This is a genomic window from Pseudomonas sp. PIC25 (genome assembly GCF_002286785.1).
In the GTDB taxonomy this organism is placed as follows: domain Bacteria; phylum Pseudomonadota; class Gammaproteobacteria; order Pseudomonadales; family Pseudomonadaceae; genus Pseudomonas_M.
Map to the genome: position 1 here is coordinate 106584 of NZ_MUJY01000086.1, position 12360 is coordinate 118943.

A 12360-nucleotide genomic window follows, 5' to 3' on the forward strand; every position below is an offset into this window, starting at 1 on the left:
TCAGCGCTCGACCGGGCGAATATCGAAGCCGCCGTTGGCCTCGCTGACGATGCGGAAATGCACGCTCTCGCCATCCTGCAGCCGGAACGCCCGATGGATGTTCAGACGGGCCATGGCGCACAATCCCTCGTCCTGCTTGTCCGGACCGATCCCGACCAGATGGCCGCCGGGGGGCAGGTGGAAACTGGCCGACTCGCCAACATGGATGCGCGCGGCGACCTGCTTGTCCACCAGTACGGCGACGTAGCAGCCGCCGCCGAGGAACCCGAGGTCACGCTCCACCACCAGTTGGCCACCGTCCGTGCTGGCCTCCTGAAACGCCAGCAGGCGGTCTTCCGGGACCGGGGCCACCTTGTCCGGCGCCGCGGGAAAGGACGAGCAGCCGGCCAGCGCCAACACAGGCAATACCGCATGGATCAATCGCATGAAATCCCTCCGTGGTCCGATGGCGTCGCCCTGGACAGGCGCGACGAGGGGCATTATTGGCAGTCCCGCAGGGATGACTCAAGGGTTCTGTCGAAGCCTCGGGATTCTCGTAGGGGCGAGTTCATTTGTTCACGCAGCCCCACCGGGCGAATGAATTCGACTCTACAGCCATCATTCCTCGGGGCTTCGGCGCGGCTCATCGCGAGTAGAATTCGCTTCTACAAGGCCTCCGAATCTCCCCCCAAGCTGAGCACCACGCCGGCTCCCGCTTTTGTAGGAGCCAGCTCTGCTGGCGAAAGGTTGCCGAGCCCATGCGCCTCGTCAGGCCTCCACCACGCTCCACTGCTTGCTCAGGCGTTTGTCGGACACGGGCATCTTCGTACCGAGCTGCTGGGCGAACAGCGAAACGCGGTACTCCTCCAGCATCCAGCGATACAGCGTCAGATTCGGATCGCGCTTGCCCTCCTGGGCGTGCTTGGCGGCCCGGGCCTGGTACTGCTCCCAGTAGCCGGCCAGCTCGCCGGCCCAGACACGGTCGCGCTGCACCTGGGCGCCGACTTTGTCCAGGCGCTGTTCGACGGCCTTCAGATAGCGCGGGTACTCCTTGAGCCATTCGGCCGGCGTCTCGCGGACGAAGCCCGGATAGACCAGGTTGGCCAACTGCGCCTTGATGTCGTTCAGCGCCACTGCCTGGGCCAGGTCGATCCGCCCCTTGAAGCGCTTCTGCAAGCCGTGCCACAGCTTGAGAATGTCCAGCACCAGCCGCGCCAGGCGCTCGGCGTGCTCGGTCCAGACGCCGCGCTTTTTCTCGGCAAGGGCCGCGAGTGCCGCACCATCGCGCGGCAGCGTGGGTTCGCCGTCGAGGATGCAGCTATCCAGGCTGGCCAGGAGGATATCCTCCATCAGTGCATCGACGCGGCCCAAGTCGCGATAGAGCAGACCCAGCTCGGTCAAGCCCGGCAGTCTGCCGCGCAGGTATTTCGCCGGCTCGGCCAATTGTTGCAGGAGCAGGCGCTGCAAAGCACGGCGGTGCTGGAACTCGGCTTCGGCCTGGGTCGGGAAGCGTCCCTCCTTGACCACCCCACCCTCTTCCACCAGTGCGGGATAGACCGTCAGCGACAGGCCGGCGACCTTCTGCTGGACCTTTTCCGCCACCTGGGCGAACGCCTTGGCCTCCACCGGCTTGGCCTCGGCCTTGCGCTCCGGCAGCGCCAGCGCCGCCTGGCTGGCTTCGGCGAAGCGCGCGGTCAATTCGGCCAGGTCGCGGCCTTCGCCGAGGAACTTGCCACGCGCATCCACCACCTCGATGTTCATCTTCAGGTGGCTTTCCAACTGCGCGGCAGCTTCAGCCCAGGCCTCTTCCGGCACCCTGGCACCGGTCATGCGCTGCAATTCGCGGCCAAGGGACTCCGGCAAGCTGCCTTGCCCGAACGCCAGCTTGGCCAGGGCGGCGCCGACGAAATCGGGGACCGGCACGAAGTTCTTGCGGATCGCCTTGGGCAGGTTACGCACCAGGGCCACGGCCTTGGTTTCCAGCAAGCCGGGAACCAGCCAGTCCAGGCGCTCGCCCGGCAATTGCGGCAGCAGCGGCGCCGGCACCCGCACGGTAACGCCGTCACGCGGATGCCCGGGCTCGAAGTGGTAGGTCAGCGGCAGCTCCAGCTCACCCAGGCGCAGGCGGTCCGGGTACTGCGCGGCGGTGACCTCGCTGGCCTCGCGGGCCAGCACGTCCTCTTCGCGCATGATCAGCAGTTGCGGGTTCTTTTCGCTCTCGCGCTTGTACCAACTCTCGAAACTGGCGGCCTGGTAGATGTCCTGCGGCAGGCGGGCGTCGTAGTAGCCGAACAGGGTTTCCTCGTCGGCCAGGATGTCGCGCCGGCGGGCCTTGGCCTCCAACTCGTCGAGACGCTCCAGCAACTGGCGGTTGGCATTCAGGCAACGGGCGCGGCTGTTGATTTCGCCGCGCACCAACCCCTCGCGGATGAACAGCTCGCGCGCAACCGGCGGATCGATGGGGCCGTAGTGCACCGGGCGGCGGCCGACCACGATCAGCCCGTAGAGGCTGACCTGTTCGTAGGCGACCACCTGGCCACGCTTCTTCTCCCAATGCGGCTCCAGATGGTTCTTCTTGATCAGGTGGCCGGCCAGCGGTTCGATCCAGTCCGGCTCGATGCGCGCCACCATGCGGGCGAACAGCTTGGTGGTCTCTACCAGCTCGGCGGCCATGATCCATTGCGGGCGCTTGCGCGCCAGCACTGTGGACGGATGAATCCAGAAGCGCCGCTGGCGCGCACCGTTGTAGTCGCCCTCTTCGGTCTTCTGGCCGATCTGGCTGAGCAGGCCCGCCAGGATCGCCTTGTGCACCGCGGCGTAATCGATGTCGCGGCGGGCGGCCTCTCCGGCCGCCTTGCCCTCGATAGCCGTGGGCCGTCGTTGAGCAGAACGCTCGCCGTTGCCATTGCCCTTGTCCGCCCCTTGCTGGCCGCTGGGCAACTTCAACTCACGGGCGATCAGCAACAACTGCCGATGGGCGTCGCGCCATTCGCGCAAGCGCATGTAGTTGAGGAAGTTCTTCCGGCACCAGTTGCGCAGGGCGTTGGAGCCCAGCGCCTGACGCTGTTCCTCGAAGCCGCGCCAGAGGTTGATCAGCGCGGCGAAGTCGGAGTCCGGGTCCTTCCACTGGGCATGCGCCTGGTCGGCGGCCTGCTGGCGCTCCACCGGACGCTCGCGCGGGTCCTGCACGGATAGCGCGCTGGCGACGATCAGGACTTCATCCTGGCTGCCCTGGCGTGCGGCCTCGAGAATCATCCGGCCGAGACGCGGGTCCACCGGCAGGCGCGCCAACTGGCGGCCGATGGGGGTGAGCTGGCCTTCGCGGCTGACCGCCGACAGTTCCTGCAGGAGGGTGAAGCCATCCTTGATCGCCTTACCGTCCGGCGGCTCGATGAAGGGGAAGTCCTCGATATTGCCGAGACGCAGATGGAGCATCTGCAGGATCACCGCGGCCAGGTTGGTACGCAGAATCTCCGGGTCGGTGAATTCGGGACGGGCTAGGAAGTCCTCCTCGCTGTACAGGCGCACGCAAATGCCGGGTTCGACCCGCCCGCAGCGGCCCTTGCGCTGGTTGGCACTGGCCTGGGATACGGCCTCGATGGGTAGGCGCTGGACCTTGGCGCGGTAGCTGTAGCGACTGATCCGCGCGGTGCCGCTGTCGATCACGTAGCGGATGCCCGGCACGGTGAGCGAGGTTTCGGCGACGTTGGTGGCGAGGACGATCTTGCGCCCCGGCATGGGCTGGAAGATTTTCTGCTGCTCGGCCGGCGTCAGGCGCGCGTACAGCGGCAGCACCTCGGTGTGGCGCAGGTTGGCCTTGCGCAACACCTCGGCGGCATCGCGGATTTCCCGTTCGCCGGGCAGGAACACCAGCACATCGCCGGGACGCTGGCCGACACTGCGTTCGTGGGCCTCGATCTCCTCCAACGCGCGCAGGATGCCCTGGTCGACGCTGAGGTCGTCGAACAGCGGCTCGCCCTCTTCGTCCAGTTCGGCAGCCAGCGGCCGGTACCAGGTTTCGACCGGATAGGTACGCCCGGACACCTCGACGATGGGCGCATCGCCGAAATGGCGGGAGAAGCGCTCCAGGTCGATGGTGGCCGAGGTAATGATCAACTTGAGGTCGGGACGGCGCGGCAGCAGGGTCTTCAGGTAGCCGAGCAGGAAGTCGATGTTCAGGCTGCGCTCGTGGGCTTCGTCGACGATGAGGGTGTCGTAGCGTTCGAGGAAGCGGTCATGCTGGGTCTCGGCGAGGAGAATGCCGTCGGTCATCAGCTTGATCAGGCTGCGCTCGTTGGACTGGTCCTCGAAACGCACCTGATAGCCCACCAGCTCGCCCAACGGGCTGCCGATCTCCTCCGCCACCCGCGTCGCCACGCTGCGCGCCGCCAGGCGCCGGGGCTGGGTATGGCCGATCAGACCATGCACGCCGCGGCCGATTTCCAGGCAGATCTTCGGCAACTGGGTGGTCTTGCCGGAGCCCGTCTCGCCGGCGATCACCACGACCTGGTGCTTGTCCAGCGCGGCCTTGATCTCGTCGCGTTTGGCGGCGATCGGCAAGGCGTCGTCGTAGCGCATCGCCGGCACACTCTGCCGGCGCGCCTCGACCCTGGCCTTGGACGCCTGGAAGCGCTCGATCCACTGCGCCAGCTTCGCCTCGTCCGGCGCACCGCCCTTGCGCAGTTCGTGCAACTGCCGGCGCAAACGGTGGCGGTCGGCGATCAGGGTCTGGTCGAGATTCTTCAGCAGTTGATCGAAGGAAGGCGTCGGAGCGGTCATCGGCAACGTCGGACAATTCACGTAAAGAGCGGAATTGTCGCAGATTTGCCCGACCGGGGCATTCGAATGGCGTTCGGCCAGGCTCTTGCAGAGGCGAATGAATTCGCCTGCAACGCGGGGCCTGTGGTTTTTCGTAGGAGCCAGCTCTGCTGGCGAAGCTTTTGCGCGGCTCATTTCGCGAGCAGAGCTCGCTCCTACAAAGCCACGCCGGACGTCCACGCAGGGACGAATTCATTCGTCCAACCCGGCCTCGCCGGGCGAATGACTTCGCCCCTACAACCGTCCCCGGCACAACTGGTCGGCTAGATGCGGAACTGCCCCACCAGCCGCTGCAACTGCTCGCCGAGCGCCTTCAACTCCTGGGCGGTCTGCGCGCCCTGGCTGGCATCGTCGGCCACGCCGTCCACGGCGACGGCGATCTGGTGCACGCTGCGGTTGATCTCCTCGGCCACGGCGGTTTGCTCTTCCGCCGCGCTGGCGATCTGCGCGTTCATTGAGTTGATGGTACCGATCAGGGTAGCGATGGCATCCAGCGACTCGCCGGCCTGGTTGGCCTGCAGGCTGGTCTGCTCGCCCATGTCGCTGGCCCGGCGCATGGCGTCCACCGCCTGGAGAGTGGCGTTCTGCAAGCGGTCGATCATGCCCTGGATTTCGCCGGTGCTCTGCTGGGTGCGGCTGGCCAGGGCACGGACCTCGTCGGCGACCACCGCGAAGCCCCGCCCGGCCTCGCCGGCGCGGGCCGCCTCGATCGCCGCGTTGAGGGCCAGGAGGTTGGTCTGATCGGCAATGGAACGAATCACTTCGAGCACGCCGACGATGCCCTGCACGTCCTGGCGCAGGCCTTCGAGGGAATCGCTGGTGCTGCCCAGGCCAACGACCAGCTCGCGAATCTGGCCAATGCTCTGGTCCACCACACGCTTGGCGTCATGGCCCTGCCGATCGGTTTCGCTGGCAGCTTCGGCGGCGCGCTGGGCGCTCATCGCCACCTCATGGGCCGCCGCGGACATCTCGTTGATCGCGGTAGCGGTCTGGTCGGTCTCGTGGCGCTGCCCGGTCATCGCCTGTTCCGAGCGCTCGGCCTGGGCCGCCACGGCGCTGACCAGGCCGGACAACCGGGTGGTGGTATCGGCCACCTGGCGAACCAGGGCATGGATCTTTTCGACGAAGCGGTTGAAGGAAACCGCCAGTTGGCCCAGTTCGTCCTTGCCCATGGCCGGCAGCCGGTGAGTGAGGTCGCCCTCGCCTGCCGCCATGTCGTCCAGGTTGGCCTTGAGCAGTTGCAACGGACGCAGGATGCCGTTGGTGATCGGTAGCGCCGTCACGGCGATCAACGCCAGCAACGCGAGGGCCGAGCCCATCATGATCAGCAGCAGGTGGTCGATGCGCTCCTGGAAGACTTCGCGGGCGCTTTGTACGTCACGTTCGACGCCATCCAGGTTGAGCGAGGTGCCGATGACCAGGTTCCATTTCGGCAAATACTCTGCGTACCCGATCTTCGGCACCAGGGTATCGCTGCCTGGCACGACGAAGCTGTAGGCAACGACATGGCTGCCGTCTTTGCCCGCCTTGACCAGCTCGCGAATGGCATAGACGCCGTTGGGATCACGGTAATCGCTGAAGTCGTCGCCGATACGCTCGTTGGTGTCTGCCTGGAAGACCCGCCGATGGTTGCCGTCGTAGCCCCAGAAATAGCCGCCGTTGCCGTAGGACAGGCGCTTGAGCAATGCCACGGCTTCGTCCCGCGCCGCCATGTCGTTCTGTGCGGAGGCTTCATGGATCGGGCGGATCGCATCGAGGGCCAGGTCCACGTAATGCTGCAATTCGTTGCGTCGGTCCTGGGTCAGGCTCTGGCGGGTTTGCTCCTCCTGTTGGTCGGCGAGCTGCTGGAGCACCAGCGTGGCGATGAGACTGAGGAGGATAGCCAGGGCGAAGATCGGCCCGAGCGCCAGCAGGAGAATTTTGGTGCGGAGTCCAAGCGACGAAAGCATGTTCATACACCTACGACTTGAAAGGTTTTTGAATGATGCCATTTTGCCGCTTTTCGCGTACAAAAAAACCCGCCGAAGCGGGTTTTTCCGTCATCCCTAAGTCTTATTTCTTGCCGAGTTTCTTCAACTCTTCGTCACGCAACTCGCGACGCAGGATCTTGCCGACGTTGGTGGTCGGCAGGCTGTCGCGGAACTCGACGGACCTCGGCACCTTGTAGCCGGTGACATTGGCGCGCATGTGTTCCATCACCTGCTCCTTGGTCAGGCTCTCGCCCGGCTTGACCACCACGAAAACCTTGATCGCCTCGCCGGACTTCTCGTCCGGCACGCCGATGGCCGCGCATTGCAACACGCCTGGCAGGGTCGCCAGCACGTCTTCCAGCTCGTTCGGGTACACGTTGAAGCCGGAGACCAGGATCATGTCCTTCTTGCGGTCGACGATGCGCATGTAGCCATCGTCCTGGATCACCGCAATGTCGCCGGTCTTCAGCCAGCCGTCGGCAGTGAGGATGTCGTCGGTGGCCTCCTGGCGCTGCCAGTAGCCCTTCATCACCTGCGGGCCCTTGACGCACAGCTCGCCAATGGCCCCCATGGGCAGGTCATTGCCTTCGTCGTCGATGACCTTGCACTGGGTCGACGGCAGCGGAATGCCGATGGTGCCGACCTGGATGTTCTGGAACGGGTTCACCGACACCACCGGGCTGGTCTCGGTCATGCCGTAGCCTTCGCAGATCGGGCAGCCGGTGACTTCCTTCCAGCGCTCGGCCGTGGCCAGTTGCAACGCCATGCCGCCTGACAGGGTGAGCTTGAGCTGGGAGAAGTCGAGACGGCGGAAATCCTCGTTGTTGCACAGGGCGACGAACAAGGTGTTGAGGCCGACGAAGCCGGTGAAGCGATACTTTTCCAGGTCCCGGATCATGCCCGGCAGGTCGCGCGGGTTGGTGATCAGGACGTTGTGGCAGCCGTTCAGCATCATCGCCATGCAATGGAAGGTGAAGGCGTAGATGTGGTACAGCGGCAGCGGCGCGACAACCGTCTCGCGGCCCTCGTCCAGGTTGGCGCCCATCAGCTCCTTGCACTGCAGCATGTTGGCGATCAGGTTGCGGTGGGTCAGCATAGCGCCCTTGGCCACCCCGGTGGTGCCGCCGGTGTATTGCAGCACGGCGACGTCGCCGCTGGCCGGGTTGGCTTCCTTCGGCGCCTTGCCGCGCCCCTTGGCCAGGGCCTCGGTGAGCTTCACCGCCTGCGGCAGGTTGTAGGCCGGCACCATCTTCTTCACGTACTTGACCACGCTGTTGACCAGCAGGCGCTTGAGCGGCGGCAGCATGTCGCCGACTTCGGTGACGATGACGTGGCGCACGCCAGTCTTCGGCAGGACTTCCTCGGCCAGGTGGGCCATGTTGGCCAGGCAGACCAGCGCCTTGGCGCCGGAATCGTTGAACTGGTGCTCCATCTCCCGCGCGGTGTACAGCGGGTTGGTGTTGACCACGATGAAGCCGGCGCGCATCGCACCGAACACCACGACGGGGTACTGGAGGACGTTCGGCAACTGCACGGCGATGCGGTCGCCCGGTTGCAGGTCGGTGTGCTGTTGCAGGTAGGCGGCGAAGGCGCCGGAGAGCTCGTAGAGTTCGCCGTAGGTCAGGGTCTTGCCCAGGTTGCTGAAGGCAGGCTTGTCGGCAAAGCGTTGGCAGGACTGTTTCAGCACCGCCTGGATGTTCGGATACTGGTCGGGATCGATCTCGGCAGCGACCCCGACAGGGTACTTGTCCTTCCAGAAATTTTCGGTCATGGAAGCCCACTCCTGAGCACAGCTGGTATCACCGCGCGCGGCGGTTGTTGTTGTGTTTGCGGTCTTTTCTGTCGCAGACCGGCAAAAAAGCGCGCCGAGAGTAGCAGCTTTGCCAGGGTGGAACCAGAGCCAGATACAGCCTCGCCAGTTAAAAAATGACCGAATCAATTGATTCGGTCATTCATCATCACGACCGTCAATTCCTGACGGAACGGCTCAAGGTCGAGGACTCAGGCGATATCCCGCAACTCGCGACGGAGAATCTTGCCTACCGGCGTCATCGGTAAGGCATCCTTGAGGACGATATGCTTGGGCACCTTGTAGCCGGTGAAGTTCTCCTTGCAGTAGGCCTTCAGCTCGTCCACCGTCAAGCCGGCCTCGCGCGGTACGACGAACAGCTTCACCGCCTCGCCGGATTTCTCGTCAGGCACACCGATGGCGGCGCAACTGGCCACCTTCGGATGGGCCATGACCACGTCCTCGATCTCGTTGGGATAGACATTGAAACCGGACACCAGGATCAGGTCCTTCTTGCGGTCGACGATGCGCACGAAGCCATCCGGATCGATCACCGCCACATCGCCGGTCTTCAGCCAGCCTTCGCTGTCGAGCACCTCGGCAGTGGCCTCCGGGCGCTGCCAGTAGCCCTTCATCACCTGCGGACCCTTGACGCACAGCTCACCGCGCTCGCCGATGCCCAGCTCGCGGCCCTCGTCGTCGATGACCTTCAAGGCGGTACCCGGCACCGGGATGCCAACGGTGCCGAGGCGGGCCTTGTCGCCGTATGGGTTGGTGCTCACCACTGGCGACGTCTCGGTCAGGCCGTAGCCTTCCACCACCGCGCAGCCGGTCAGCGCCTGCCAGCGCTCGGCAGTGGCCTTGACCAGGGCGGTCCCGCCGGAGTTGGTGACCTTGAGGTTGGAAAAATCCAGGGTCTTGAACTCAGGGTGATCCATCAGCGCGACGAACAGGGTGTTCAGGCCGAGCAGCGCGGAGAAACGCCACTTCTTCAACTCCTTGACGAAGCCGGCAATGTCGCGCGGGTTGGTGATCAGTACGTTGTGGTTGCCGTTGACCATCATGCACATGCAGTTCGCGGTGAAGGCATAGATGTGGTACAGCGGCAGCGGCGCGATCATCACCTCCTGCCCTTCCTTCATCAGCGGATGACCGTCGGGCCCTTCCTGGGACAGGCAAGCGTGTACCTGTTGCATGTTCGCCACCAGGTTGCCGTGGGTCAGCATGGCGCCCTTGGCCACCCCGGTGGTGCCGCCGGTGTATTGCAGCACGGCGATGTCCTCGAGGCCGACCTTCACCGGCCGCAGTGCATGGCCGTGCCCCTGGCGCAGGGCGTCCTTGAAGGACACCGCCTGCGGCAGCTGATAGTCCGGAACCATCTTCTTCAGTTTCTTCACCGCCGTGTTGATCAGCCACCCCTTGAGGGCCGGCTGCATGTCGCCCATCCGCGCTTCGACGAGGAATTCGATGTCGGTGTCGGCCAGCACGTCCTGCACCAGCTTGCCGAACATGTTCAGGTAGACCAGCGCCCGCACGCCGGCATCCTTGAACTGGTGGCGCATCTCGCGGGCGGTGTACAGCGGGTTGGTATTGACCACGATCAGCCCAGCGCGCAGGGCGCCGAACACGGCGACCGGATACTGCAGGATATTCGGCATCTGCACGGCGATGCGGTCGCCCGGCTGCAGGTCGGTGTGCTGCTGCAGGTAGCCGGCGAAGGCGGCGGACAGGCGGTCCAACTCGGCATAGGTCAGGGTCACGCCGAGATTGCTGAAGGCCGGGCGATCGGCGAATTTCTTGCAGGAGCGCTCGAACACCTCGATCACCGACTTGTAGGCACCCAGGTCGATGTCGTTGGGCACGCCGGCGGGGCGCTTGTCGTTCCAGAAATCAGGTTGCATTGTTTTTGTCCTCTTACCTGAGCCTGTCTGGCCCGCGCATGCGGGGGTCTCGGGAACTTAGCAGCTCCGAGGCCGGGCGCAAATACTCCGGACAGCGTCATTGACCGCGTGAATCACGGACTACTTCGAAGGCCACGGATCGGGTGTCGAATGGCTGGGAAAAGGCACGGTGCTGGCTCTACAATGCGGGCATCTTCCGGGCACAAGGACCCGCCATGCGCCACGACGCCTTCTGGCTGACCGCCAGCGATGCCGCTCCGCTGTATGTCAATCACTGGTCGCCCGAGCAGCCGCCCAGGGCGGTGGTGATGCTGGCGCACGGCATGGCCGAGCACAGCGGCCGCTATGCGCGCCTCGGTGAAGCCCTGGCGTCGGCCGGGTTCGCCCTTTACGGCCACGACCAACGCGGCCATGGGCGCACCGCGCAACGCGGCGTGCTCGGACATTACGCCGATCATGACGGCTGGCAGCGGGTGATCGCCGACCTGGCCAACCTCAACCACCATATTCGCCAGCAGCACCCGGACGCACCGATCTTCCTGCTCGGCCACAGCATGGGCAGTTACATCGGCCAGGCTTACCTGATGCGCCATAGCTGCAGCCTGCAAGGCGCGATCCTCTCCGGCTCCAACTTCCAGCCGCCGGCGCTTTACCGAGCGGCCCGGCAGGTGGCGCGCTTCGAGCGCTGGCGTCAGGGACCGGTGGGGCGTAGCGCACTAATCGAATTCCTGTCCTTCGGCTCCTTCAACAAAGCGTTCAAACCCAACCGCACGGCGTTCGACTGGCTGAGCCGCGACCCGGACGAAGTCGACAAGTACGTCACCGACCCGCTGTGCGGCTTCCGCTGCACCAACCAGCTATGGATCGACCTGCTGGGCGGGCTGGAAGAAATCTCCCAAGAGAAGAATCTCGCGCAGATCGACCACGACCTGCCGCTGCTGGTCGTCGGCGGCGCGCGCGATCCGGTCAGCCAGGGCGTCCGCCTGGAAAAACTGGCCGAAGCCCTGTGCCGCGCCGGCCTGCGCAACGTCCAACTGAAGCTGTATCCCGACGCCCGTCACGAGCTGCTCAATGAAAGCAACCGCGACGAGGTGACCGCCTACCTCATCGACTGGCTGGAACGAACCCTCGTCGCCGGCCGGCACTGTCCACTTCCGACCCAGGAGATTGCATGAGCCAGGTCAAGAATTTCCCCTACGACAGCCTTGAAGTCGGCCAGCGCGCCAGCTTCGCCAAGACCGTGGAGGAGCGCGACATCCAGCTGTTCGCCGCGGTATCCGGCGACCGCAACCCGGTACACCTGGACGCCGAATACGCCGCCGGCACCCTGTTCAAGGAGCGCATCGCCCACGGCATGTTCAGCGGCGCGCTGATCAGCGCCGCCATCGCCTGCGAACTGCCCGGCCCGGGCACCATCTACCTCGGCCAGCAACTGCGTTTCACCCGCCCGGTCAAGCTGGGCGACAGCCTCAAGGTAGAGCTGGAAGTCCTGGAAAAACTGCCGAAGAACCGCGTGCGCATCGCCACCCGCGTGTTCAACCAGAACGACGAACAGGTGGTCGATGGCGAAGCCGAAGTGCTGGCGCCGAAGCAGGCATTGGCGGTGGAACTGCCGGAGCTGCCGCCGATTACCATTGGCTGAGACCTCGCTTTCGGGTGGGAACGGATTCATCCGTGAGAGGGCTTGCCGGCCATCGCGAAATGAATTCGCTTCCACACGCAGGACTTTGTAGGAGCGAGCTTGCTCGCGAATGCAGCACGCAAAAGCTTCGCCAGCAGAGCCGCCCCCAGCACGGCACACCGTGGGGCGAATTCATTGGCTATGTCTGCGTTAGCTGTTGCAAGGGATAGAAGCCGAGCGATTCCTTCATGCAAATCAATGGGTTGAGCTCGTTTCCATAGC

Annotated in this window: 8 protein-coding genes and 1 pseudogene; 2 read left to right on the top strand and 7 right to left on the bottom strand. The window is 64.8% G+C overall.

Going from position 1 to position 12360, the window contains the following annotated elements; all coding sequences use genetic code 11:
* The 6 genes and pseudogenes from BZL41_RS10895 to fadD2 all read right to left on the bottom strand — a co-directional run bounded on the left by BZL41_RS10895 (position 1) and on the right by fadD2 (position 10457).
* Positions 1-426 carry a 3-isopropylmalate dehydratase gene (locus BZL41_RS10895; protein ID WP_095599313.1) on the bottom strand — a complete coding sequence of 142 codons (426 nt, stop codon included), beginning with the start codon at positions 424-426 and terminating at the stop codon, positions 1-3.
* 321 nt (positions 427-747) lie between these two features.
* The gene (gene hrpA / locus BZL41_RS10900) at positions 748-4758 is read right to left on the bottom strand and encodes an ATP-dependent RNA helicase HrpA (RefSeq protein ID WP_095599314.1); all 4011 of its coding nucleotides are present in this window, start codon (positions 4756-4758) and stop codon (positions 748-750) included.
* Between the two features lie 302 nt (positions 4759-5060).
* Entirely contained in the window at positions 5061-5816 is a 756-nt protein-coding gene (locus BZL41_RS29390; RefSeq protein ID WP_371916511.1) for a methyl-accepting chemotaxis protein, read from the bottom strand.
* A gap of 102 nt (positions 5817-5918) precedes the next feature.
* Positions 5919-6788, bottom strand: a pseudogene (locus BZL41_RS29395) (cache domain-containing protein); the annotation flags it as partial.
* A 61-nt stretch (positions 6789-6849) separates the two neighbouring features.
* Positions 6850-8538, bottom strand: a complete 1689-nt coding sequence (gene fadD1 / locus BZL41_RS10910) for a long-chain-fatty-acid--CoA ligase FadD1 (RefSeq protein WP_095599316.1) — start codon at positions 8536-8538, stop codon at positions 6850-6852.
* Positions 8539-8768: 230 nt separating this feature from the next.
* Complete coding sequence (gene fadD2, locus BZL41_RS10915; RefSeq protein WP_095599317.1) at positions 8769-10457, bottom strand: long-chain-fatty-acid--CoA ligase FadD2; 1689 nt, start codon at positions 10455-10457, stop codon at positions 8769-8771.
* A gap of 215 nt (positions 10458-10672) precedes the next feature.
* Here fadD2 and BZL41_RS10920 point away from each other — a divergent pair, with 215 nt between their 5' ends.
* Both BZL41_RS10920 and BZL41_RS10925 read left to right on the top strand, forming a co-directional pair.
* Positions 10673-11632, top strand: coding sequence for an alpha/beta hydrolase (locus BZL41_RS10920; RefSeq protein ID WP_095599318.1), 960 nt, complete (start codon positions 10673-10675; stop codon positions 11630-11632).
* Positions 11629-12099 (top strand): MaoC family dehydratase, encoded by a 471-nt coding sequence (locus BZL41_RS10925; RefSeq protein ID WP_095599319.1) that lies wholly within the window; start codon positions 11629-11631, stop codon positions 12097-12099. The genes BZL41_RS10920 and BZL41_RS10925 overlap by 4 nt, the downstream gene beginning before the upstream one ends.
* A gap of 26 nt (positions 12100-12125) precedes the next feature.
* Here BZL41_RS10925 and BZL41_RS28835 read toward each other — a convergent pair.
* The coding region (locus BZL41_RS28835) for a hypothetical protein (RefSeq protein WP_218224496.1) at positions 12126-12360 on the bottom strand (235 nt) is incomplete at its 5' end.